Here is a 24402-nt window from a genome sequence, read left to right as displayed (position 1 = left end):
CGCGGTGATGGAATCCGCCGAGCGTCGCTCGGCACTACCGAGCGGGTGAGCGCTCTACGCGCCGGTCACGTTGCCGGTGTACGCTGGCCCCAGGTCCCACAGGGGAACAGCGATGCACCGCGCACGCCCGCATACCGCCACGCAAAGTCGCGAGCGACGTCATCGGCTCGCCCACGAAGCCGCCCGCCTGATGGCAGAGAGCGGGATCGGCGATTACCACCAGGCCAAGATGAAAGCCGCCCACCAGCTGGGCATCCACGATGATGCCAGCCTGCCGCGCAACATCGAGATCGAAGCGGCCCTGCGGGAACATCAGCGATTGTTTGCCGGCCCCGACCATGGCCGCCAGCTGCAGCTGCGTCGGCACGCTGCGCTGCGCGCGATGGAATTCCTGCAGGCGTTCTCACCGCGGCTGGTCGGGCCGGTGCTGGAGGGCACGGCCGATGGCAACAGTCCTGTGCAGCTGCAGTTGTTCGACGATGATGCCGACGCGGTGCAGCGCTTCCTTGACGACCACGGCATTCCGGCCGACGTCCGGGTGCGACGACTGCGGCTTGATCGCCACCGCAGCCTGGACGCACCGGCCTGGCTGTTCGAGGCCGAAGCGCTGACCTTCGAGTTGGTCGTGCTGCCCTACGATGCGATGCGCCAAGCCGCGCTTTCCCCACTGGATGACAAGCCGATGCGGCGTGCATCGCTGGCGCAGCTGCGCCAGTTGCTGGCAGAACCAGAAGCATCGTAGCCGCGCGACGTCAGGGCGACAGCGTCGTCAAATGCTCACGATACCCGTCGCGACTGAGCCGGTAGCGCAGCTGTACCGTGTGGCCTGCCACCCGTGGGAACGGGAGGTTCAGGTGGCTGCCCGGATACAGGCTGCGCGACACATCATGGGCAGTGCACCGCGTGTCCTGGCAGTCGGCGATGCTGGTGATGCCCAGACGCAGCGTGCCCGTGTTGCGCAGGTGGTCAGCCTGCAGCTGCACCTCGACCACGCCGTCGGCCGGCAGCACATTGACCAGCGCGCCCCATATCAGGCTCAGCCCCACCTTCGCCTGTGCTCCCTCTATCACTTCGGTCGCGCTTTCCTCGTTTCCACGCACGCCTTCGAAGTAGACGCGGTAAGCCGTCTCGTGGGTGACCGGTTGTAGTGGGATGACCCGTATCAGTCGATTGCCCCCGCCGGACAGCGCGAATTTTCCCGGCGTGATCGCAATGGCGGCCTGGTCCGGCGACACCTCTATTTCATGCTCGCCCTCGTCGGCCGGGTCGACGATCTGCCGGAGCGAAGCCTGGACATACTGAGGCTGTGCGGATTGCGAATAAACCCGGATCTGCGTGCCCCGCGTGCCGTCCACCGTGGTCCGCATCGGGTGCACGGTGAGGTTGGCATGAGCGGGCAGCGCGAGCAGCAGAAACACCGGCAGCAAGGGTCGCAGGCGGTTGTTCATTGGCGTGTACTCCGTGGCATCAGGGGATCGACGTGGGCAGGCGCATCTCTACTTTGAGACCGCCACTGTAGTAACCAGCGCGCTTGCTGGAGGAGGGAAAAGAAGGGGTTTCCAGCGTCAGCGGGGTGGGCACGCAGAACACCGGATCGATGCTGCCAGGCAGCTTCACCAACCGCAGGCGGACACTGTCCAGACCGGTAAGCAGAAGTTCCTCACCATTGCGCAGCCGCTTACGCGCACCGCCGTGGGTGAGCGACACGGCATAGTCCACGCGCCGGCTCTCGTCCCGCTCGCCATCCTGGTGCCAGACCGGGAACAGGTCGCCCTGCGACGTGTCGCCCTCACTGTCGCGCACGGTAATCCCAACGTACGCGCTATGCGACCCCAGCCCGTCATACAGGCACATGTCCAGCTCAGTGTGCCCTGCAATTCTCTGTCCGCCTGGGTCGTATCGCAGGTTCAGCCCCACCTGTGGGGTGACGGAGTCGAAGGCCGGGAAATAGACGCCTGCCGCATCTCGGTCGGTGATCGTGAGATCGAACGTGAAGCGATAGCTGGCCAGGTGCGGCTGGGAAGGAGATCCCAGTTCAAGCGCCAGTGTGGCCGTCCAGCGGCCGGCCACCAAGCGCTGCAGTTGGCCCGTGCGCAGCCACAGACCGGCACCGGTGCCCACTGCGCCGATGCACGGAAAACGAACGGATGTCCACAGGGGCTGCACGACAGGGGACCAGCGGTCGGCACCGCAGGTGCCATGGGAATCGACCCGTCTCAGCTCTCCCTCCACGTCCAGCTCCACCTGCACGCCGCTGCGTTGCTCGGTGAAGCGGACCGGGATCACGCTGACCAGGCCGCTGGCGCTGTCCTGGGTGTCGGTGGTGGGGCATCGCCCGGTGCCTGCGTCTGTACTCGAACGACAGGTAAGGAACGCCCCGCCATGGCCGAGCGTGCCTGCCTCGTCATAGGCCAGCAGCGTCTTGCGCGGCCACAGCTCGATGTCTCCAGGCAAAGCGGCCCGGTCCCACCGGAGCACAACATGCTGCTCGCTGGAGGTGGGAACGGTGTCAGGAGGATGCTGCGCGTTTGCATTGGACAGGCCCGCTGAGGCGACGGCAAGCAAGAGCGCTGTCGCCGCCATGCGGTTCATCGCCTGTCCGCCAACGGATCGGTCTGCGTGGTGTTCGCGATAAGCGCCTGCTCCTGCAACAGACGGGTTACGCGCGGCTGTTGGCGTATGTCCGCTGGCAGCTGTGCCACTGCCAGGGGGGTGCACTGTACGGCGCCGACCAGCAACAGCACATTGCGCCGTTCACGCACGCGTAGCGGGCAGTGCAGCAACCGGGCGCCGTGCAGCACGTAAAGCGTGGTTTCGCGACGCGCGAACTCGATGGCGAAGCCGCCGCTGGTACTCGTACCCGGCACGGCGGCGTTGAGGATGCGGGCATCCGCAACGGGCCCGCCAGCGATATCCTGCGCGTTGCCGATGAAGGTGTAAGTGACTTCAATGGGGATCGGCAGCGGCAGCAACCGGCCCGGGGCCAGGAACAGGGGCCGCGCACCCTCGCCCCCCTTCACGCGCACGCTGGCGCCGTTGTCCTGGGCGCTGACGTCCTGCACTTCAGCCTGATACGCCTGGTAGGCCGACAGAGGCAGCAGACGGCGTTCGCCCACACGCAGTCGCTGCGCCTGCATCCCCCCCACGCTCACCTCGGCGGCCAGTCCCCCCAGGTCCAGATCGTCGGTGCCGCCGACCTCGGCAGCGACGCCCGCCTGCGCACCATAGGCGCCGCCCCAGTACAGGCCGTGCGCGCCTACCGCCAGCCCGGAGCTGTGGTTCAGTGCGTACGCAGGCTCGCTGCGCCCATCCCGCCGACTGTGTGAGAACGAGATACCGCTGTATCCAGACCTGTTCTGCACCCGGGCACTGAGCAGCCCGCTCACACGTGTATCTTTGCCGCCGCGCAGCTCAGCGCTCGCCTCGCGGTAACCACCGTGGTGGTCCTGGCGCACGCTTTGACTGGTGCTGTAACTGATGTCCGGACGCTGGTGGCTGGGCTGGCGCACGTCCAGGCCATGGCGTCGCTGTGCATGGAGGCGCTCACCGCGTTGCAAGCGCGTAAAGCTGACGCTGAAGTAGACGCCGCGATCGCGCCGGCCCAGCACCGTGCCGAGTGTCTGCTTGCGCCAGACACCGAAACGGCTGGACACGCCGAACGCATTCCAGCGGTGCGAGCGCCCATAGCTGGCCTGCCAGGTGGCGTCCCGCTGGGCAGATCGACCTGCCGGCATCAGCAGCGACGGTGGCAGACCCAAGGCGGGAATGCCCAACGGATCGTCAAGGCGGCTGACAGGGTCGTTGCCGCTCTGCCACGTCTGCCGACGTGTATAGGCCAGATGGGCACTGCCTCCGGCCACGGGCACGGCCACCGACGCACTCAGCGAATCAGCGCAGCCCAGGCTGTCCAGCGTGTCCCCAACGGCATGGCAGGCCATACCTCGCATGCGCTGTCGATGGAGGTTCCACGAAGCGCGGCGGCGATAGGAAATCTGCTGCTGCTGCCCCCGGATGCCATCACTGCCGCGCAGCGCAGTAAAAGAGGCACGCATCTCCTGCGCTGCCAGAGGTGTGCGTAGATCCAGGCGCAGTTCGGCATAGCGCACGCCCGCCACATCCAATGCACCCGCCGCCAATGATGCCCTGCGGCCCACCGGCAGCCGCAACCCCACCATGGTGGCCAGCGCGCCTGCATCGCGCTCCCGCCTGCGCTCGTCCCGCTGGCCGGTCTGCAGGAACCATTGCACCCCCTGCTCGCCCCAGTCCGCCCCTTTGTCGAACGGCGCCTCTTCACTGCGTACCAGCACACCGTCCTCGTAGACGCGCAGGGTGACGGAGTACGTACCGAACGGAAATGCACGGGTGTCCAACAGGTTGATCCCGCCCGGCAGATAGAACGTCTGCAGCAGCCGGTCGCCAACGAACGCATCCACGCGTGCGTCGCGGGCCAGCAACACCGTGAGGGGGTCCGCTTGAGCCGTGGCATCGGAATCGACGTAGGCGTGGGTCGTGCCCACGCGGGCGCCCTGGAAACGATCCAGCGGCAGCATGCTGAAGCTGAATGTCCCTCCTGCCGGGCTGGAGAGGTTGCGACGGTCCATGCGCCCGAGCTGAACGTAATGCCGCTGGTCAAGGTCGCGCCGGAAGAATGCGTTGTCGAACTGCAGCGCATGCACCACGCGGCCGTAGTAACGCTGGTAGCTGAGGTTCCAGTTGGTGGACACGTGGCTGCGCGAACCGATGCCGACCACGCCGTCGCCCTGTGCACTCAAGGCTTGGTAGCCGCGTCCGCCACTCATGTTGACCATCTGCTGGTGCAGGAACGCGTTCTCACTCTGCTCGCTGACGCGATGGAAACGCGACGGCGCTGTTTCGCTGGCGATCCATTGGCGGGCGAGGAAGAGATACACCACGCCCTCGCCTTCGTCGTAGAGCGCTGAAACCGCATCGGCCTCCAGCGGCGGATCGAGATAGCCACATCCCCTGCCCTGCCCGGCATGGCGACAGGCCAGGTGGCTGTTGCGCGACAACGGCCGGCTGAGCGCAGGGAGCAGCGCGCGTTGTGCGTCTTCGGGTAGTCCCAGCGCGGCCATCACCTCTTGCGGCGCCTCCAATCGGATGTGTTCCAGGGTGACATGCACCGGCGACAGACCTGCCGAGCGGTTGAACACTCGGATGTCGAGATGCTCGGTCTGACCGTTGGCTAGATCCTCGAAACCGGGCGGCACGCTGCCGGCCATCACCATCGGGCTGGCCGACGCCAGCGCAAGCGAAACCGCCAGCCGTGCGAGAGCAGGTGCAGTGACGTTCAAGCGATTTACCTGAGGCGGCCGGCCCGGTGTGCGGGCCGGACCAGGAAACATTACGGCGCAGCGACCCGTTGGGAGAGGATGATGTTGACGTGACCCTCGTACAGGCCCGCCGCACTGATGGGATCAGGTGGGGTGCCCGGGGTTTTGAAAGTGCCATGCCCGATGTGCAGAGGCATGGTGATCGATGCGCCCGGCGCGACACCATCGAACAGGTTGCGCGCCTCGAAGATTGAATCTACCTCGCGCAGCTCCGTACCATTCAACATGACGATCAGCGGCACGGGCTGTGCGCCTGGCGCAGCGACCACCGGCAGCAACTGTGGTTTGTTCGCCAGCTTGATGGCGACATCCTTACCGGTGTCGTTGGAAAACACTTTTACCGGCTCTTCCCAAGGCATCAGCAACCCCGTGCCTGGATTGAAGCTCAGCTCTGCATCGTCGTAAAGCGGGCTGCCGTCCGGCTTCAACATTGCCAGCGTGGTATCAACATTCGCCCACACGTGGATGTCCGCGCGGCTGTCCCCAGACGCAGCGTGCGCCGATGCGGAAGCCGCCGCCAACACCAGCGCGAGCAGTGCCTTCCTTCCTTGAGCCTTCATCTGAACGTCTCTCCTGTGAGTGTCAATGCGCCACCGAAGCTGCAGTGGCGGCACGATCATAGTCATCAGGGAAATTTATCGATTTCAGAAAAGTTGCATGGCTCGTATATCAGAACCGTGCAGAGGACGGCTCTGGTCGCCCCTTCCAACCCGTATCGCCAAGCCAGCAGACACGCCCTACCTGCCGGGAATCAATGCGACCGCAGATGATGCTCGTACCAGGCCTGGAACATCAGCACCGTCCACAGCAGCGGATGCCATCGACGTTCGCCGGCCAGGAACGCGCCCCAGATCCGTCTCACCCGTGCCTCATCCAACAGACCGTGCGCCTGCAACGCTGGCAGGGACAGCAGCGCTTCCGCCCAGGGCCTCAGCGGACCCGCCAGCCACGTGGCGATGGGGGGGCCGAACCCCCGTTTTGGGCGATGCACAAGTTCGGTGGGCAGGTAGCGGCACAGCGCCTGTTTGAGCACCCACTTGTGTTCGCCATGACGAAATTTGAGCTCATGCGGTAGTGCCCATGCATGTTCCACTGTTTGCTGATCGAGCAGCGGCGAATAGACCTGCAGCCCGGCACTGGCCGCTGCGCGCTGGGTCTTGACCAGGATGCCATTGCTCAGCTCCATGGCGAAGTCCAGGTACTGCACCTGATCGGCAGGCTGCACATTACGCAGTGTGCAGCCGGTATCGTCGTACAGCGTGCGTGGCAGCACGGCGCCCTTCACCATCGCCGCCGGGTCGCGCCAGCGCACGGTCCGCAGCAGGAAATGATGCCGCACGTCATCGCTGGCCACGTTGGCCAGCAAGGCCGCCGCGCCACCCAGCCGGGGCTGCTCGGGGTCACCACGCAGCCTGCGCCGAGCCACTGCCCGCACGCAGGCGGGCAGTGCCTGGGCCAGCCGTGCGTTGCGCACGGCCCGCGCGTGCGCCCCGTGACCAAACCACAGCTCATCGCCCCCATCACCGGTCAATACGGTCTGCCCCCGCTCCAGCTGCAGGCACGCCTCCAGCGTGGGCAGCTGCGACGCATCGGCGAAAGGTTCACACCACACCTGCGGCAGCTGCTGCACCAGATCGCGCGCACGCCGTCCATCCAGCAGGGCCGAGCTGTGGTTCACCCCCAGCACGCGCGCAACCGCATCGGCCCAACGGCGCTCATCGTGTCCTTCGTCATCGAATCCGATGCACACCGTGGTAACCGGCGTGTGGCTCTGCGCCTGCAGGACCGCAGCCACCATCGAAGAATCCACGCCCCCGGACAGGAACGCGGCGCAGCCGGGAGTTCCGCCGACGCGTGCCACCGACGCATGGATCCGACGATCCAATGCATCGACAGCATGGGCCGGATCGATCACGTCGCGACGCGCTGCCGAGGCCTCGTAGACCTGCCCGGCATTCCAGTAGGCACGCTGGTCCACGCCGTGCAGGTGGCCGCGTGCGCCCAGCCGAATGCGGGTTGCGTCCAATTGCAGCATGCAACCGGCACGAAGCTGGAGCACCCCGGCGAACATGCAGTGGGGCGCAGGCACGTAGCCATGCCGGAGATACAGCGCAAGCACGTTGCGGTCCACCCGGCGCTCGAACGCGGGATGGCGGGACAACATCCCTGGCTGGCTTGCGAACAGCAGCATTCCATTGGTCAACGCGTAGTACAGCTGACGCTGGCCTGCGCGATCGCGGAGCAGGGTCACGTGGTGCCGCTCGCGGTCATACACGGCCATCGCGAATGCCCCCTCCAGCTCGTTCACGGCACGCTGTACGCCCCGCGCATCAAGGACGTTCAGCCATGCGTCCCACACGTCCATGCAGCCTTGCTGCGCCTCCTCCCTGCTGCCTCCGCTCGCTGGCGCGCAGGAACTGACCAGCACGCCATCCAGGACGCTTACGTAGCGGCCGGACGGTGAGATTCGTAATCCACGGGCGCCCGCACACACCTGCCCGGACAGGGCAATGCCGCGCAACGCATCCTCCCAGCATCCCGCGCCATCAGACGACGCCGCATCGTGGTCGTTGCTCCGGTGGTGTGCCGCCATGCGCGCCACCTGCGCGTGCAGCGGCACCGAGCGCTCATCCAGTACCCAAGCGCCGGCAATGGCAGCGCCCGTCGAAGGTTGAAGCACCGGGCCTGCTTGTGTGTGCGTGGGCATCATGATCCATTCCGTGCGGGCCGTACCGGCAGGTGCCGAAAAAGCGGGGCCACGCCATCGGCGCAGCCCCGCAGGCTCAGAAGTTGTGGCCGTAGGAAACCATCACACCCGAGGAGACCAGCTTGTTGCGGCCCAGTGCCTTGGCCACAGCGTCGTTGCCTTTACCCCGAAGCGTGGTCCATTCAGTGCGCACGAAGCTGTTCTCACCCACATAGAAGTTGGCACCGGCACCGAACTGCGTGGCCATGCCGCTGCTGCGCGCCTTGCTGATGGCGCTACCGGCCGTCGGGGTAAAACTGGTGTTCATGCGGCCCACGCCAGCACGACCAAACAATTCCACGCGCTCGCCCACCGGCATGATCACCAGGCCGGAAACGGTGTAAGCGCGGCTGTTGAGCGACCCGACGTCCCCGTTCGACTTGGCGTCCTTGCCGCCATCGCGGGAGGACTTTTTCTTGCTGTTGCCGACCTGACCGTGGACATTGGTCTCAACTGCAAGGTGGTCATTCAAGCGGTACCCGCCACCGACGGTGTAGTTGAACTTTCCGGTGCCCACTTTCTGCTTGCCCTGATTGAGGTCGATCTTCTTGCCATGCACCTCGGTCTTGGTCTTGCCCAGGCCACCGACGGCATAACCACCGGAGCGGTCCTGCACATCCGCCCACGCGGCGGCGGGTGCCAGTGAAAGTGCAACGACGGTGGCGATCGGGGAGAGAATCTTCTTCATCTGCGACTCCTGATTGATGCGTTGGTTGGAGCCGTCATGATGGAGACACAGCTTCGCGGTTTCCTCAGCGCGACTGTGGTGGTTGTGTACGCAACTGCGACTGTGTGTGACCGCGTGCAACCGGCAGGAAAATGGCACCTGAACCATCGGTGCGGCGGCAGGCGCCCTGTCGCTATTGCCCATGCCATATCGTCAGAGAGCTCCGCAGCATGGGGCTTTGATGATGACGAGCATTCCGATGTCACGCTTGCTTCTGGTTGAAGATGACGACCGCCTCGCCGCGCTTGTAACGCGCTATCTGCTGGGCCATGGATTCGATGTACAACGCGTGGACTGCGGTGAGCAGGCCATCGCAAGCATTCAGTGCGCGCCGCCGGATGTGGTGCTTCTCGACCTGGGCCTTCCGGACATGGATGGGCTGGATGTATGCCGCCGCGTGAGGGCGAATTACAACGGCGTGCTGTGCATCTTCAGCGCGCAGGCCGATGACATCCAGCAGGTGCTGGGGCTGGAACTTGGTGCCGATGACTACATCACCAAGCCGATCGAGCCTCGCGTGCTGTTGGCGCGCCTGCGTGCCCATCTGCGTCGGCAGACACCGGTGCCGGCAGCACAGGACGGCGTTGCGCTGGTATTTGGACAGCTGCGTATCGAGCCGGATAGCCGCGATGTGCATCTGAGTGGTGAACCGGTGGGCCTGACCACGGCCGACTTCGATCTGCTGGTGCTTCTGGCCCGCAACCCCGGCCGGATCATCGATCGCGAGACGCTTTTCCAAGGACTGCGCGGCATTGGCTTTGACGGCATGGACCGCTCGATGGATGCGCGCATCTCGCGCTTGCGCCGCCGTCTTGGGGATACCGAACCTGACCCGACCCGCATCAAGACCGTACGCGGCCAAGGCTATCTGTTCAGCCCGGCGGCATGGGAATGACCCCGCCCACGCGCCTGCGCGGACGCCTGCCCCTCTATATCCGCTACTGCGCCGCCTTCGTGACTGCACAATTGGTCCTGCTGTTCACCGGCACGATGATGTGGGAGCGTTGGAGCGATGACACGTATGACCAGTCGATGCGTTACGAGGTGGAGGGGACCCACGCCCTGATTGCCCAACGGCTGTTGAGCCGCGGCGCGGGCGACCGCAGGAAAGAGATGGAGGCGTTGCAGGCGGTATTCGGCTACCCCATCTACCTGCGACCACTGGACCAGGTGCAGGCACTCGTCCCTGAAAGCGAGCGGAGCGCGCTGTCGAAGGGCGAAATCATCATGACCTCGCACGGCGCCTACAGCAACCAGCGCCTGGGCACTACCGACCAGGCCGTCACCCTGGTCCGCGTCGTCGACACGCTGCCGGACCTGTCCGAGCTGCACGCCAGCGAGGTGCTCTACCTGTTGGGCCTGTTGTCCACCGTGGTGGCCGCCATCGCTCTGCCCTTGTACTTCCTGATCCACCGACTGTGGCATGACGTGCATGTGCTGCACGACACCGTGCATCACCTGCGGGCCAACGCGTTCGACCATCCCATACCCACGCTGCGCACCCACCTGCTTCGTTCGCTGGGTCGGGTGCTGCAGGATATGGCGCAGCAGATGCGCACGCTGCTGGACGGCCAGCGTTTGATGGGACAGGCCATGGCACATGAGCTGCGCACGCCTATCACACGACTGCGTTTCACGGCCAGCCTGGTGGAAGAGGCCTGTGCAGCGGCCGACAGTGGCGCGCACGATCTGCTGCGCGAGATGCAGGCCGACCTGCAATGGCTGGAAGACCTGACGTCGGCGGGGGTGGAATATGTCCGCTTTGGCCGGATGCCGCTGGTGGAGCTGAACTGGGTGGACATGCCCGACCTGCTGCACTCAGCCGCCGCCAACTTCATGAACCAAAAGGGGCCGCGCCTGCGATTGGCATGCGCGCCCGGCACCGGTGTACATGCCAATGCCGTCGCGCTGGAACTGGCTGTGCGCAACCTGCTGGGCAACGCAGTCCGTCACGCACGGGCCGAGGTCAGGATCAGCGCGGAGATGCGCCGGGATGGGCTGCACCTGCGTGTGGAAGACGACGGCCCGGGCATTCCGCCCGCACATCGCCAGGACGTGTTCACGCCCTACGTCCGCCTGAGCGAAACGGCAGGTGGATTCGGACTCGGCCTGGCGATGGTGCGCACCATCGCCGAGCGCCACGGCGGTCGCGTCGATATCGACGACTCGGCCTTGGGCGGTGCCTGCCTGACGCTTTTCCTGCCCCGTCACGACCGCCGATGAGGCGGCCACCCGCGTGTCACCCACCGTGCGCCAGAAAAAAAGAAGCCCCGCAGTGCGGGGCGTTCTTCACTACGAAGCAGCTGCGCGATCAGCCTTCGTAGTCGCGCACGTCGCTACCGGTATAGACCTGGCGCGGACGACCGATCTTCATTTCCGGATCGACCTGCTGCTCCAGCCAATGCGCGACCCAGCCGGAGGTACGGCCCAGCGCGAACATGACGGTGAACATCTCGGTCGGAATCTGCAGCGCCTTGTAGATGATGCCGCTGTAGAAATCGACGTTCGGGTACAGCTTGCGGGCAACGAAGTACTCGTCCTGCAGCGCCGCCTGTTCCAGCTTCACCGCCACGTCGAGCAGCGGATCCTGCACGCCCAGCTGCTTCAGCACCTTGCCGGTCATCTCGCCGATGACCTTGGCGCGCGGGTCGAAGTTCTTGTACACGCGGTGGCCGAAGCCCATCAGGCGGAAGCCGGAGGTCTTGTCCTTGGCCTTGAGCACGGCGGACTCGACGTTGTCGGCCGAACCGATCTCTTCCAGCATCTTCAGCACGGCTTCGTTGGCACCGCCGTGGGCCGGACCCCACAGAGCGGTGACGCCCGCGGCGACCGACGCGTACGGGTTGGCACCGGTCGAACCGACCAGGCGAACCGTCGACGTCGACGCGTTCTGTTCGTGGTCGGCGTGCAGGATGAACAGCAGGTCCAGCGCCTTGACGACGTCCTGGTTCAGGTCGTAGCTGCCGTCGGCGGCTTCGAAGGTCTGCTTCAGGAAGCGGCTGACGTAATCCAGCGAGGTATCCGGCGTGTTCGCCGGCAGGCCCTTGCCATGGCGGTAGATCAGGGCCGACAGGGTCGGCACCTTGGCGATCAGGCGCACAGCGGCCTGGCGGCGCTGTTCGGCGTCGGCCAGGTCCAGCGACGCGTGGTAGATACCCGACAGCTGCGCGATGGCGGCGGTCAGGATCGCCATCGGATGGGCATCCTTGGCGAAGCTGCCGATCAGCGTGTTGATCGACGCGTCGACGGTGGCTTCAGCAGCCAGTTCTTCGTTGAATGCCTTCAACTGGGCGGCGTCGGGACGCTCGCCGTTGATCAGCAGGTAGGCAACTTCGACGTAGCTCGACTTTTCCGAGAGCTGCTCGATCGGATAGCCGCGATACAGCAGAACGCCCTTGTCGCCATCGATGTACGTGATGGCCGACTTGCAGCTTGCGGTGGCAGTGAAGCCGGAATCGTAGGTGAAATACCCCGTTTCCTTGGTCAGCTTCGAAATGTCGACGCAGTCGTTGCCGAGAGTGGGTTTGATGACCGGCAGAACGACCGACTTATCGCCGGCGTTGAGCGTGACCTGATCAAGATCGGACACTGTGTGCGCTCCTTCAAGGGGAAGGCGCCTGCCCAAGCGCATTGGTCAGGCACGTGAATGACGTCCACGACCTCTGCCGCGGATCGCGCCATTATCGCACAGCAGCATTTTCACGGGGTTAGACGGAAGTCGTAGATGAAGTAATCGTCGCGGCGTAGCCCCTGCCTACGGGCATATCACCGCATCACGGCTGTACGGACGCAGCGTTCCAGCACCATACGGTGAGGCGGGCCATACGCCGGAAAGCAAACGGCCGCGCAATGCGCGGCCGCTGGCCCAAGCATGGAACTCGACGTATCAGCGCGCGTAACGCTTCTGGAACTTGTCGATACGGCCGGAGGTGTCGATCACCTTGTGCTTGCCCGTGTAGAACGGATGCGAAGCAGAAGAGATTTCGACCTTCACGAGCGGGTACTCGTTGCCGTCTTCCCACTTGGTGGTTTCCTTGGCGCCCATGGTGGAGCGGGTCAGGATCTTGAAATCGGAGGTGACGTCATGAAAGACGACGTCGCGGTACTCGGGATGGATATCGGCCTTCATGGGCTCACACCGTAAATATGGGTAAGGGAAACGCAAGAGCGGCATTATAAGCCCCGCCGCCCCTGGGGGCAACCTGCCTGGTGGCGGGGGGCCACAGGCAGCCCGGTCAGGCTCCGAGCGCGTGGCGCACCAACGCTTCGAAGCGGTTCTGGTCGTACGCCATCAGCAGGTCGCAGTTGTCCGGCTGGCCCGTCTGGCGGTTCCAGTCGACGATCGTGGCACCGCGGCTGAACACGCCGTTCAGTTCGATGTTCACCGGACGCGACTCGACCCGCTGTTCGCCCTCCGGGTTGAGCGCCCACGCCATCGCCAACGCGTCGGCGGTGAACCAGCGATCGCCCTTGCTGTCCTCCGACAGCGCGCGGGTCTTTCGGGAGATCAACTCGTAGAAGCGCGCACGGTCCGAGTCCGCGGCCAGCCAGGTTTCTGCCTGCGGCAGCGGCAGGCCGTGGGCCACGGTCGCTTCCCAATCCGACACCAGCAGGTGCGGGAAGGCGGCAAACACCACGTGCGCCGCCTCTGGATCAAAGGCGATGTTGAACTCGGCGGCCGGGGTGATGTTGCCCTGGCAGGTCACTGCCCCGCCCATCACCACGATGCGCTTGATGCGGGTCGGCAGCGTCGGGTCCAGCTTCAGCGCCAGCGCCAGGTTGGTCAGCGGCCCCAGCATGACCAGCATCAGCTCGCCCTGGTGGTGGTGCGAAAGACGCAGGATGGCCAATGCGGCGTGCTCGGCTTCGGCCGTGCGGACCGGGGGTGGCAGGTCGACGTCCCCGTAGCCATCCCGCCCGTGGACATGGGCGGCATCCACCGAAGGATGCAGCAGCGGATCCGGACTGCCGGCGAAGACGGGCACATCATCCCGGCCGACGACTTCACACAGCTTGAGGGCGTTGCGGACGGTGTAGTCCAAGCCGACGTTGCCGGCAGCGATGGTCAGTGCGACCACCTCGTGGCGCTCATCGGCGAACGCCATCAGCAGGGCCAGGGCGTCATCCACACCGGGGTCGGTGTCGATCAACAGCGGGATCTTGTGGGTCATCGGTGCCGTCTTCTGAGCGGCAACGGAGTGTCGCACCCGATCACCTGCAAATACAACCGCAGCATCGGGTGATGCGGTTTCTCCGGGGAGGGGCCGGGCGGGAGGCTGCCGCATTCCGGTAGCGCCGACCCATGGTCGGCGAGCGCGCAGCGCGGCCTGCGTCCGGCATCCGCCGAGCGTGGCTCGGCGCTACCAGAGCACGCGGATGCTACCCGCCATCGCACCGCCTCATGCAGGCCGCGCTTCGCGCTCGCCGAGCACGGCTCGGCGCTACCACCTTTCTGCTTTCTTCCTTGCCGGACGCGCGCGCAGAGTGTCAGGGCCGGGCGGGAGGGGCTTGCAGGGGCGTTGAGCGCCATGGATGGCGCGAAACGAGGCCCGCAGGATGCGGCTGTTGCCGTCCCCTGCAATCCCCTCCCGCCCGGCCCCTCCCTTGGCTCGCCTGCACCGGATCACGCGGAGGCGTAGCGCACGGCGGTGCCGATCCAGCGGTCCACCACGCGGTCGGCCAAGCCGGGCTGCTCCTGCAGCAGCCGTTCGGCCAGTTCGTGCACGACCGGCAGCAACCCGGCATCGCGCGCCAGGTCGGCGATACGGAACCCCGCCAGTCCGGTCTGCCGCGTTCCCAGCAGCTCCCCGGGGCCGCGCAGCTCCAGATCCTTCTCGGCGATCACGAAGCCATCGTTGGTCTCGCGCATGGTCTGCAGGCGCTCACGTGCCATGGCGGACAACGGCATCTGGTACAGCAGCATGCAGCGCGATACGGCAGAGCCCCGGCCCACCCGGCCACGCAGCTGATGCAACTGCGCCAGACCAAGACGCTCGGCATTTTCGATCACCATCAACGACGCATTGGGCACGTCCACCCCTACCTCGATCACGGTGGTCGCCACCAACAGGTCGATCTCACCCGCCTTGAACGCCACCATCGTGGCCAGCTTCTCCGCCGGCTTCAGCCGCCCGTGCACCAGTCCCACGCGCACGCCCGGCAGCAGCGCCTGCAGCGATTCGAACGTGGCCTGCGCCGGCGTGGCGTCCAGCTCTTCGCTTTCTTCGATCAGCGTGCACACCCAATACACCTGCCGCCCTTCACTGCAGGCCAGCGCGATGCGCTCGATCAGCTCCGGACGGCGGTCGGCGTTGAGCGCCACGGTCTGCACCGGCGTGCGCCCGGGGGGCAGTTCGTCGATGGCCGACACATCCAGATCGGCGTACTCGGACATCGCCAGGGTGCGCGGAATCGGCGTGGCCGTCATCACCAGCTGATGCGGCACGCTGTTGCCGCCCGCCCCCTTGTCACGCAGCGCCAGCCGTTGATGCACGCCGAAGCGGTGCTGCTCATCGACAATGGCCAGCGCCAGGTCCTGGAACACCACGGCGTCCTGCATCAACGCATGCGTTCCCACCACCACCTGTGCCTGCCCGTTGGCCACCTGCTCCAGCACCTTGGCCCGCGCCTTGCCGGTCACTTTGCCGGCCAGCCAGGCGACCTGCACGCCCAGCGGCTCCAGCCAACCCCGCAGGTTGTTGAGATGCTGCTCGGCCAGCAGTTCGGTCGGCGCAGCCAGCGCCACCTGTTTGCCCTGCTCCACCGCCAGCATCGCCGCCAGCGCCGCCACTACGGTCTTGCCCGACCCCACATCGCCCTGCACCAGCCGCAGCATGGGGCTGGGCCGCGCCAAGTCTTCGCGGATCTGGGTGAAAACCCGCTGCTGAGCGCCGGTAAGAGCAAACGGCAGCTGCTTCAACAGCGCCTTGGCCAACCGGCCGGGGCCGGCCAGCGGGGGGGCGTGATGCGCCTGCAGTGCGATGCGCTGGCGACGCAGGCTGAGGTGGTGCGCCAGCAGCTCTTCCATCGCCAAGCGCCGCTGCGCCGGGTGGATGCCGCTGGCGAGCGCGGACAGGTCCGCATCCTGCGGTGGGCGATGCACGGTCAGCAGTGCACTGCGCAGTGACGGCAACCCCAGCCCCTCCAACCAGCCAAGGGGCAGCAGTTCCAGCGTGGACTCTTCGGGCAGGCGATCGAGCGCCTGGCTGATCAGCTTGCGCATCGTCGCCGGCCCGACCCCTTCCACCGTGGGATACACCGGATCCAGCCGATCACCCAGCGCCGGATCTTCGTTGCGGCCCAACACCTGGTAGCTGGGATGCACGATCTCCAGCCCCACCTGACCCGGCTTGGGCGTACCAAAGCAGCGCAGCCGGTTGCCGACCGCGAACTGCGCGACCTGCTGCTGGCGGAAATGAAAAAAGCGCAGCACCAACGTGCCGCGCCCTTCGTCTTCGATGGCGACCTTCAGCATCGGCCGATAGCGCATGCCCCGCTCCACCGCAGCGACCCGGCCTTCTACCTGAGCCGGCACACCGGCACGCAGGTCTTCGATCAGGGTCAGCCGGGTACGGTCCTCGTAGCGCAGCGGCAAGTGCAGCCACAGGTCCTGCAGCGTGCCCAGTCCGCGCGCCTGCAGCTTGCCGGCCACGGCTGGACCGACACCGGCAAGCATCGCCAGCGAAGCCTCACCGGCGGGCGCCAGTGCCGGGGTGGCGACGGCCTTGCGTGCCACGCCGGTTTCAGCCGATGACCATCACCGCATCGACTTCGAAGTTGGCGCCCTTCGGCAGTCCGGACACTTCGATGGTCGAACGCGCCGGGAACGGCGCCTTGAAATAGTCCTGCATCACGGCATTGACCTTGGCGAACTCGGCCAGGTCGGTCAGGTACAGACCCAGACGGACGATCTGGTCCAGCGAGCCACCGGCCTCTTCGGCGACGGCCTTGAGGTTGTCGAATGCGCGACGCGCCTGCGCTTCCACGTCACCCACGCCGACGATGTCGCCGGTGGCGGGATCCAGCGGGATCTGGCCGGAGAAGTACACGGTGTTGCCTGCGCGCACGGCCTGCGAGTAAGGACCGATGGCGGCCGGGGCCTTTTCAGTGTTGATGATCTGGCGGGTCATGCGAGTACTCCGGTAACAGGAAAAACAGAGCGCTCATTGTACCGGGCACGGCTCGGATATCGATGGCCGGAACAGGCCGCGCTGCGCGCTTGCCGGGCATGGCCCGGCGCTACGCTGCAGCCCGCGACCTATTGGCGGCGGACCGATTGCACCACCGACAGCCGGCGCAGGCGGCGCATCACTTCGGCCAGGTGGTTGCGGTCACGGACCTGCACGTTGAAGGCCAACACCGCAGCATTGAAATCGCGATCCAGGTAGTCGACGCGCTCGATGTTGGACTGGCTCTGTGCGATCGCGGCTGCCAGCTGTGCCAGCACGCCGGTTCCGTTTTCGACCTCGACCACCAGCGAGGTGTCGTAGTCGCCGGACACCGACGAATCCCAGCCGATCGGCACCCAGCGCTCCGGCGACTTGCGCAGCTCGGCCAGGTTCGGGCAGTCCATGCGGTGCACCACGATGCCCTTGCCGGCGGTGTGGTACCCCATGATCTCATCGCCGGGAATCGGCTGGCAGCAGTTGGCGAACGTCACCACGCCGCGCTCGCTGCCATTGATCAGGATCTTTTCCTGCGAATGATGGCGGGCACCACCGCGCAGCTCGGCATAGGCCATCAGCGCCTGCGCCGCCTGGTTCGGCATCCAGTTGCCCAGTGCGACTTCGGCCAGCAAGGCTTCCAGACGCGGGAACCGGTGCTCGGCGAGGAACGCATCGAGGCGCCCCTTCGGCAACCGCTCCAACGAAGAGTCCATGGCTTCCAGCGCGCGATCCAGCATGCGATGGCCCAGCTGCACGGCATCTTCGTGCTCCAGCTGTTTCAGCTGGTGGCGGATGGCAGTCCGCGCCTTGCTGGTCACCACGAACTCCAGCCACTGCGGTTTCGGCGTGGCCGAGCGGGCGGTGATAATTTCCACTGTCTGGCCACTGACCAGCTTGGTCCGCAGCGGCACCAGTTTCTTGTCCACCCGCGAGGCGACGGCCGTATTGCCGACGTCGGTATGCACGCCGTAGGCGAAATCCAGCGCGGTGGCGTTGCGCGGCAGCGCCATGATCTTGCCCTTCGGCGTGAACAGATAGACCTCGTCAGGGAACAGGTCGACTTTCACGTTGTCGAGGAATTCCAGCGAACTGCCCGCGGCGCGCTGCGAGTCGATCAGCTCGACGATCCACGCATGCGCACGGCTCTGTGCACTGTTGGGCGTGTCGCCGCCGAACTTGTAGGTCCAGTGCGCCGCCACGCCGCGCTCGGCGATCAGGTCCATTTCCTCGGTGCGGATCTGCACCTCGATCGGCGACCCGTACGGCCCGAACAGCACCGTATGCAGCGACTGGTAGCCGTTCGCCTTGGGGATCGCGATGAAATCGCGGAAGCGCCCGTCGAGGGGCTTGAAGGCAGCGTGCACGGCGCCCAGCGCGTGGTACGCATTCGGCACGCTGCGCACCACCAGGCGGAAGCCGAAGACGTCCATGACCTGATCGAAGGATTTGTTCTCGTCGTGCATCTTGTTGTAGATGCTCCACGGGGTCTTGATCCGGCTGACCAGCCGATGCTCGAGCCCTTCCTTCGCCAGCCGCTGGCTGAGCTGCACTTCCACCTGCGCCATCGCCTCGCGGCGCACCACTGGCTGGCTGCGGATGTGTTTCTCCAGGATCGCGTGGCGCCAGGGGTACAACGCCTTGAAACCCAGGTTCTGCAGTTCGCTCTTGACCAGGCTCATGCCCAGCCGCTGAGCGATGGGCGCGTAGATCTCCAGCGTCTCGCGGGCGATGCGGCCACGCGCCTCGCTGCTCTGCGCACCCAGGGTACGCATGTTGTGCAGGCGGTCGGCCAGCTTGATCATGATCACGCGCAGATCGCGCGACATCGCCAGCAGCATCTTGCGGAAGCTTTCGGCCGCCGCTTCCTGGCGGTCGCGGAACTTCAGCTTGTCCAGCTTGGTGACCCCGTCCACCAGCTCGGCGACGGGCTCGCCAAACTCTGCGGCCAGCTCTTCCCGGGTCAGCGGCGTATCTTCAATGGTGTCGTGCAGGATCGCCGCGATCAGCGCTTCCATGTCCAGGCCCAGCTCGGCCAGCACCTGCGCCACCGCCACCGGATGGGTGATGTAGGGTTCGCCGGACTTGCGGGTCTGCCCCGCATGCGCAGCGGCGCCGACCTCCCAGGCGCGACGCAGCAACGGCAGCTGCTCCGGCGGCAGGTAACGCGCAGCGCGCTCAAGCTGAAGGACATAGTCGGGTACGTCCGCGCGCGGGGGCGCGGCTACCTTGGCAGTGGGGCCTGGGTTCATGGCCGAAGCCTATGCCAGCGTCGCGTTTTCAGCAAATCCTGAATGCGAAACAGCCCGCTTGCGGCGGGCTGTTTCGTGTCTGACCTGAAGCGGCGGATGCCGCTCAGTCGTCGTTCTTGGACATGTCTTCGTCGGCAACCACTTCAGCGGCAGCCCATTCCAGCGCTTCACGCTCAGCACGCTCACGCTCGGACTTCTCGACTTCGTCGATCAGCGCGTTGTCGATCTTGCGGGCTGCGATCTCGCGCAGCGCCAACACGGTCGGCTTGTCTTCGGTTTCGCTGTTGTCCAGCGTGGCCGGCACGCCATTGGCGAGCTGGCGAGCGCGCTTGGACGCCATCATGACCAACTCGAAACGGTTGTTCACGACTTCCAGGCAATCTTCTACGGTAATGCGGGCCATACGGGCTCCCGGCGACCGTCAGGCCGCTCAGTCGAATGAGGGAAAGGGGACGGAGTGTAACCGCAGCGACTGGGCGAAATCAAGCCAGCCCCTGGATGATCCTTTTGCAATCAGTCAGTTGCGCCCGCATCCGCGGTCAACAGCGCCTGGATCAGGCCGCCATGACGCACCTTCTGTGCCTCCCGGCGCAGGCGGCTGGCGGTGAAAATGGCACACAACTCATTGACCGCGGTATCGAACACCTCGTTGACGATGACGTAGTCGAAGTCGTTGAAGTGCAGCATTTCCTCGCGCGCCGCTGACAGCCGCTGGGTGATCACCGCCTCGCTGTCCTGCCCCCGCTTGCGCATGCGGTCCTGCAGTGCCTGCTTCGACGGCGGCAGGATGAACACGGTGACCGTGCCCGGCACCAGCTGGCGCACCTGCTGTGCACCCTGCCAGTCGATCTCCAGCAGCACATCCTGGCCAGCCGCCAGCTGCGGCTCCACCGACTGCCGGGCCGTGCCCTTCCAGTCCCCATGCACCCAGGCATGTTCGAAGAAATCGCCATCGGCGATCATCTCTTCGAACCGCTCTGCACTGACGAAATGGTAGTGCTCGCCATTGATCTCGCCCGGCCGTGCAGCGCGAGAAGTGAAGGAAATGGACAGCGCGATCTGCGGATCACGTGCCAGGGTGGCGTTGACGATGCTGCTCTTGCCGGCACCGGAAGGCGCCGCCACGATGTACAGCGTGCCGCGCGCAGGCGTGGCCGACGGAAGGATCGACGGGCTACTCATTCGATGTTCTGCACCTGTTCGCGGATCTGGTCGATCAGCACTTTCAGTTCCACCGCCGCGTTGCTGGTGCGGCTGTCGACGGACTTGGAGCCGAGCGTATTGGCTTCACGGTTGAACTCCTGCAACAGGAAGTCGAGGCGACGGCCCACCGGCTCGCGCTGCTTCAGCACGCGGCGGATCTCCACGATATGGCTGGACAGGCGGTCCAGTTCCTCGTCCACGTCCAGCTTCTGCAACCACATCACCAGCTCCTGCTCGGCACGGCCGGGATCGACCGGATGCGGCAGGTCGGCCAGGCGCGCGGCCAGCTTGGCACGCTGCCCTTCACGGATGGCCGGGATCAGGGTGCGGACCTCGGCGGCGATGCGGTCGATGGCGTCCACGCGCTCGCTGATCGCGGTGGACAGCGTGTCACCCTCGCGTTCGCGGGCAGCGACGAAGCCATCCAGCACGTGATCCAGCAGGGACAGCGCCTCGGCTTGCAACACGGCGGCATCGGCGGCTTCGCCCTGCAGCACGCCTGGCAGCTGCAGCAGCTCGGTGAAGTTGACCTGCAGGTTCGGGAAATCCGAGGTAAGCCGGTGCGCGAGCTGGCCCAGCTGGCCCAGCAGCACATCGTTGACCTGCAGGCTGGCGGACGCCTCCGGCGTGCGCAGCCGCATGACCAGGTCCAGCTTGCCACGGCTCAGGCGGGCGGCAATCCGCTCGCGCAGCTGCGGTTCCAGCGCGCGCAGCTCTTCCGGCAGGCGGGTACCGACTTCAAGGAAGCGGTGGTTCACCGAACGCAGCTCGCAGCCCAGCGTGCCCCACTCGGTGGCGCGCTCGCCGCCAGCGTAGGCGGTCATGCTTCGGATCATGGGATTTCCAGATGCTTGCAAAGAGGGAATGGTACCCTAGCGGCTTCTTTCGAGCCTCCCTGCCTGCCCCGATCAGGGTGCGGGCGTGGACGCGTTCTTCCCGCTCCAACGGTACCCCGCCATGTCCAATACCCGCCCCAGTGGCCGCCAGCCCGACCAGATGCGCACTGTCACCCTGCAGCGCGGCTTCACCCGCCATGCCGAAGGTTCGGTGCTGGTGTGCTTCGGCGAAACCCGCGTGCTGTGCACCGCCACGGTGGAGAACCGCGTACCGGGCTTCCTGCGCGGAAAGGGCGAAGGCTGGGTCACCGCCGAATACGGCATGCTGCCGCGCGCCACCCACACCCGCAGCGACCGTGAAGCGGCGCGTGGCAAGCAGGGCGGCCGCACGCTGGAAATCCAGCGCCTGATCGGCCGCAGCCTGCGCGCCTGCGTGGACCGCAATGCACTGGGGGAACGCACCATCACCCTGGATTGCGACGTGCTGCAGGCCGACGGCGGCACCCGCACCGCGGCCATCACCGGCGCTTACGTCGCCCTGGCCGACGCGGTGAACCTGCTGATGAAGCGCGGCGACATCAAGCGCAACCCGATCATCGGTGCCGTCGCAGCGGTGTCGGTCGGCGTCTACCGCGGCACCCCGGTGCTGGACCTGGACTACGCCGAAGACAGCGATTGCGACACCGACATGAACGTGGTGATGAACGATGGCGGCGGCTTCATCGAGCTGCAGGGCACGGCCGAAGGCCACGCCTTCCGCCGCGACGAGCTGGACGCGCTGCTGGCGCTGGCCGACAAGGGCGTGGGCGAACTGCTCGCCGCCCAGCAGGCGGCGCTGTCGGCATGAAGCGTCGGCTGGCCCTGACCACCTACCTGGTCGATGACTACGACCGCGCCATCGCCTGGTTCACCAGCGCGCTGGGCTTCCAGCTGCAGCAGGACATCGACCAGGGCGCCGGCAAGCGCTGGGTGGTGGTGGCGCCAGCCGCCGACGGCGGGGCCGGCCTGCTGCTGGCCCGCGCCAGCAGTGACGTGCAGGCCTCGCGCATCGGCGACCAGGCCGGTGGCCGCGTTGCCTTCTTCCTGGAAACCGATGATTTCGCACGCGACCATGCCGCGATGCGTGCGGCGGGCGTCGAGTTCCTTGAAGCGCCGCGGCAGGAGTCCTACGCCACGGTCGCCGTATTCCGCGACCTGTACGGCAACACCTGGGATCTGCTGGAGCTGCGCGCATGAAGGACGCCGTGAACGGGCGCCTGGTACTGGCCAGCCACAATGCCGGCAAGTTGAAGGAAATGCAGGCGATGCTGGCCGACCTGCCACTGCAGATCGTCTCGGCAGCCGCAGCGGGCGTAGGCGATGTGCCGGAAACCGGCCTGACGTTCGTCGAGAACGCGCTGATCAAGGCGCGCGCCGCCTGCCAGGCCAGTGGCATGCCGGCGCTGGCCGATGATTCGGGCCTGATCGTTGATGCCTTGGGCGGTGCCCCTGGCCTGTACAGCGCACGCTACGCCGGTAGCCCGACTGACGATGCTGCCAACAACGCCAAGCTGCTGGCCGACCTGCGTGACGTGCCGGCCAGCCAGCGCACCGCGCGGTTCTTCGCGGTGATCGTGCTGCTGCGCCATGCCACCGACCCGCAGCCGCTGATCTGCGAAGGCCGCTGGGAAGGGCTGATCCTGGACGCGCCGCGCGGCAGCAACGGCTTCGGTTACAACCCGGTGTTCCTGGACCCCCGCCACGGCCTGACCGCAGCGGAAATGGAGCCGGCGCTGAAGAACACCCTCAGCCACCGCGCGCTGGCGCTGCAGCAACTGAAGCAGCGACTGTCTTCGATCGTCCTGTAAGCGAAGCGCCCATGCCTGCCCCGATGCTGCCTGCCCTGATTCCGCCGCCGCTGTCGCTGTATGTGCACCTGCCCTGGTGTGTGCGCAAATGCCCGTACTGCGATTTCAACTCGCACCAGGCCAAAGGCGCGCTGCCCTTCGATGCCTATATCGATGCATTGATCCGCGACCTCGACCAGGACCTGCCGCTGGTGTGGGGCCGCGTGGTGCACAGCGTTTTCTTCGGCGGCGGCACGCCCAGCCTGTTCCCCGCCGAAGCGATCGACCGGTTCCTGCAGCAGGCCTCGGCGCGCCTGCGCTTTGCCCCCAACGCCGAAATCACCCTGGAAACCAATCCCGGCACCGCCGAGCACGGGCGTTTCGATGGTTACCGCGCGGCCGGCGTGAACCGCCTCAGCTTCGGCATCCAGACCTTCGACGATGACGCGCTGAAGCGGCTCGGGCGTATCCACGACAGTGCCGAGGCCGAGCGCGCGGTGAAGATGGCGCAGGACGCCGGCTTCGACAACCTCAACATCGACCTGATGTACGCGCTGCCCGGTCAGACCCTGGCCGGCGCGGAGCATGATCTGCACCGTGCCTTCGCCCTGCAGCCGGCGCACATGTCGCACTACCAGCTGACGCTGGAACCGAACACCGTGTTCTTCGCCCGCCCGCCGCAGGGCATCCCGGACGAAGACAGCGCCTGGGACATGCAGGAGCACTGCCAGTCCCTGCTGGCACAGGCCGGCTTCGAGCAGTACGAAGTGAGTGCGTATGCGCGACCTGGCCGACAGAGCGCACACAACCTGAACTACTGGCGGTTTGGCGATTACCTGGGCATCGGTGCCGGCGCGCACGGCAAGATCAGCTCCGGCGCGGAACAGCAGGTGCTGCGTCGCTGGAAACCCAAGCATCCGCAGACCTTCATGGAGACCGCCGGCAGCGCAGCGGGGATCGGCGGCGACGATGTCATCGCCGCCGCCCGCCTGCCGTTCGAGTACATGTTGAACCTGCTGCGTCTGCATGAGGGATTCACCCTGCGTGATTTCGAATCGCGCACCGGGCTGTCGCGCAGCGCGCTCGACGGTCCGCTGCAGCAGGCCGTGCAGCGCGGCTGGCTGGAGACCGTGGACCCGGCAGCGGGCGAGGACGGGGGCACCTGCGCGGACGACGCCTGCGCCGATCACCACGATCACCGCCCTGCCGACGCCCTGCTGCGCCCGACCGAACTGGGCCGCCGCTTCACCAATGACGTGGTGGAGCTGTTCCTGGGCGAGTAGCGCCGCACCGGCCGAC

General features: G+C 66.1%; 22 protein-coding genes. 7 read left to right on the top strand and 15 right to left on the bottom strand.

Annotation, left to right across the window (positions count from 1 at the left end; all coding sequences use genetic code 11):
* The first annotated feature begins 112 nt into the window (after nucleotides 1-112).
* On the top strand, nucleotides 113-742 hold the full coding sequence (locus ICJ04_RS04230) for a hypothetical protein (RefSeq protein WP_188326304.1): 630 nt from the start codon (nucleotides 113-115) through the stop codon (nucleotides 740-742).
* 10 nt (nucleotides 743-752) lie between these two features.
* Here the strand turns inward: ICJ04_RS04230 and ICJ04_RS04225 are convergent, their stop codons facing one another.
* From ICJ04_RS04225 to ICJ04_RS04200, 6 genes are all read right to left on the bottom strand, one after another.
* Nucleotides 753-1448: a pilus assembly protein gene (locus tag ICJ04_RS04225; RefSeq protein ID WP_188326303.1), complete on the bottom strand. Its 696-nt coding sequence runs from the start codon at nucleotides 1446-1448 to the stop codon at nucleotides 753-755.
* A gap of 19 nt (nucleotides 1449-1467) precedes the next feature.
* Nucleotides 1468-2454 (bottom strand): CfaE/CblD family pilus tip adhesin, encoded by a 987-nt coding sequence (locus ICJ04_RS04220; protein WP_223202984.1) that lies wholly within the window; start codon nucleotides 2452-2454, stop codon nucleotides 1468-1470.
* 134 nt (nucleotides 2455-2588) lie between these two features.
* Nucleotides 2589-5312 (bottom strand): CS1-pili formation C-terminal domain-containing protein, encoded by a 2724-nt coding sequence (locus ICJ04_RS04215; protein ID WP_188326302.1) that lies wholly within the window; start codon nucleotides 5310-5312, stop codon nucleotides 2589-2591.
* 50 nt (nucleotides 5313-5362) lie between these two features.
* Nucleotides 5363-5911, bottom strand: a complete 549-nt coding sequence (locus ICJ04_RS04210; RefSeq protein WP_188326301.1) for a CS1 type fimbrial major subunit — start codon at nucleotides 5909-5911, stop codon at nucleotides 5363-5365.
* Nucleotides 5912-6102: 191 nt separating this feature from the next.
* Nucleotides 6103-8061, bottom strand: a complete 1959-nt coding sequence (locus ICJ04_RS04205) for an asparagine synthase-related protein (protein ID WP_188326300.1) — start codon at nucleotides 8059-8061, stop codon at nucleotides 6103-6105.
* A gap of 73 nt (nucleotides 8062-8134) precedes the next feature.
* A complete protein-coding gene (locus tag ICJ04_RS04200; RefSeq protein ID WP_188326299.1) occupies nucleotides 8135-8785 on the bottom strand; it encodes a porin family protein in 651 nt (216 codons plus the stop codon).
* Nucleotides 8786-9023: 238 nt separating this feature from the next.
* On the opposite strand from ICJ04_RS04200, the gene ICJ04_RS04195 reads away from it, so the two are divergent.
* Both ICJ04_RS04195 and ICJ04_RS04190 read left to right on the top strand, forming a co-directional pair.
* Nucleotides 9024-9719 carry a response regulator gene (locus tag ICJ04_RS04195; protein WP_188326298.1) on the top strand — a complete coding sequence of 232 codons (696 nt, stop codon included), beginning with the start codon at nucleotides 9024-9026 and terminating at the stop codon, nucleotides 9717-9719.
* On the top strand, nucleotides 9716-11047 hold the full coding sequence (locus tag ICJ04_RS04190) for an ATP-binding protein (protein ID WP_188326297.1): 1332 nt from the start codon (nucleotides 9716-9718) through the stop codon (nucleotides 11045-11047). Before ICJ04_RS04195 ends, ICJ04_RS04190 begins: the two co-directional genes overlap by 4 nt.
* Nucleotides 11048-11135: 88 nt before the next feature.
* Here the strand turns inward: ICJ04_RS04190 and ICJ04_RS04185 are convergent, their stop codons facing one another.
* From ICJ04_RS04185 to ICJ04_RS04145, 9 genes are all read right to left on the bottom strand, one after another.
* The gene (locus ICJ04_RS04185) at nucleotides 11136-12413 is read right to left on the bottom strand and encodes a citrate synthase (RefSeq protein WP_188326296.1); all 1278 of its coding nucleotides are present in this window, start codon (nucleotides 12411-12413) and stop codon (nucleotides 11136-11138) included.
* A 297-nt stretch (nucleotides 12414-12710) separates the two neighbouring features.
* Nucleotides 12711-12953 carry a type B 50S ribosomal protein L31 gene (locus ICJ04_RS04180; RefSeq protein ID WP_188326295.1) on the bottom strand — a complete coding sequence of 81 codons (243 nt, stop codon included), beginning with the start codon at nucleotides 12951-12953 and terminating at the stop codon, nucleotides 12711-12713.
* 106 nt (nucleotides 12954-13059) lie between these two features.
* Nucleotides 13060-13995, bottom strand: coding sequence for a nucleoside hydrolase (locus ICJ04_RS04175; protein ID WP_188326294.1), 936 nt, complete (start codon nucleotides 13993-13995; stop codon nucleotides 13060-13062).
* A gap of 452 nt (nucleotides 13996-14447) precedes the next feature.
* Nucleotides 14448-16559, bottom strand: a complete 2112-nt coding sequence (gene recG / locus ICJ04_RS04170) for an ATP-dependent DNA helicase RecG (RefSeq protein WP_188326293.1) — start codon at nucleotides 16557-16559, stop codon at nucleotides 14448-14450.
* 7 nt (nucleotides 16560-16566) lie between these two features.
* The gene (locus ICJ04_RS04165; RefSeq protein ID WP_042614411.1) at nucleotides 16567-16953 is read right to left on the bottom strand and encodes a RidA family protein; all 387 of its coding nucleotides are present in this window, start codon (nucleotides 16951-16953) and stop codon (nucleotides 16567-16569) included.
* A 128-nt stretch (nucleotides 16954-17081) separates the two neighbouring features.
* Entirely contained in the window at nucleotides 17082-19238 is a 2157-nt protein-coding gene (locus ICJ04_RS04160; protein WP_188326292.1) for a bifunctional (p)ppGpp synthetase/guanosine-3',5'-bis(diphosphate) 3'-pyrophosphohydrolase, read from the bottom strand.
* Nucleotides 19239-19341: 103 nt separating this feature from the next.
* Nucleotides 19342-19641: a DNA-directed RNA polymerase subunit omega gene (gene rpoZ / locus ICJ04_RS04155; RefSeq protein WP_188326291.1), complete on the bottom strand. Its 300-nt coding sequence runs from the start codon at nucleotides 19639-19641 to the stop codon at nucleotides 19342-19344.
* A 110-nt stretch (nucleotides 19642-19751) separates the two neighbouring features.
* Nucleotides 19752-20420 carry a guanylate kinase gene (gene gmk, locus ICJ04_RS04150; protein WP_188326290.1) on the bottom strand — a complete coding sequence of 223 codons (669 nt, stop codon included), beginning with the start codon at nucleotides 20418-20420 and terminating at the stop codon, nucleotides 19752-19754.
* Nucleotides 20417-21277, bottom strand: coding sequence for a YicC/YloC family endoribonuclease (locus tag ICJ04_RS04145; protein WP_188326289.1), 861 nt, complete (start codon nucleotides 21275-21277; stop codon nucleotides 20417-20419). Before ICJ04_RS04145 ends, gmk begins: the two co-directional genes overlap by 4 nt.
* Nucleotides 21278-21398: 121 nt before the next feature.
* On the opposite strand from ICJ04_RS04145, the gene rph reads away from it, so the two are divergent.
* From rph to hemW, 4 genes are read left to right on the top strand one after another with little or no spacing between them, the layout of a single operon-like run.
* Complete coding sequence (rph, locus tag ICJ04_RS04140; RefSeq protein ID WP_188326288.1) at nucleotides 21399-22124, top strand: ribonuclease PH; 726 nt, start codon at nucleotides 21399-21401, stop codon at nucleotides 22122-22124.
* Nucleotides 22121-22513 carry a VOC family protein gene (locus ICJ04_RS04135; RefSeq protein ID WP_188326287.1) on the top strand — a complete coding sequence of 131 codons (393 nt, stop codon included), beginning with the start codon at nucleotides 22121-22123 and terminating at the stop codon, nucleotides 22511-22513. The genes rph and ICJ04_RS04135 overlap by 4 nt, the downstream gene beginning before the upstream one ends.
* Nucleotides 22510-23124, top strand: coding sequence for an RdgB/HAM1 family non-canonical purine NTP pyrophosphatase (gene rdgB / locus ICJ04_RS04130; protein ID WP_188326286.1), 615 nt, complete (start codon nucleotides 22510-22512; stop codon nucleotides 23122-23124). Before ICJ04_RS04135 ends, rdgB begins: the two co-directional genes overlap by 4 nt.
* A 26-nt stretch (nucleotides 23125-23150) precedes the next feature.
* Nucleotides 23151-24386 carry a radical SAM family heme chaperone HemW gene (gene hemW / locus ICJ04_RS04125; RefSeq protein ID WP_188327194.1) on the top strand — a complete coding sequence of 412 codons (1236 nt, stop codon included), beginning with the start codon at nucleotides 23151-23153 and terminating at the stop codon, nucleotides 24384-24386.
* The last annotated feature ends 16 nt before the right edge of the window (nucleotides 24387-24402 follow it).

The sequence above is a fragment of the Stenotrophomonas sp. 169 genome, from assembly GCF_014621775.1.
Taxonomy (GTDB): domain Bacteria; phylum Pseudomonadota; class Gammaproteobacteria; order Xanthomonadales; family Xanthomonadaceae; genus Stenotrophomonas.
Note: the sequence above shows the minus strand (reverse complement) of the source record. Positions and strands in the feature narration are given on the sequence as shown.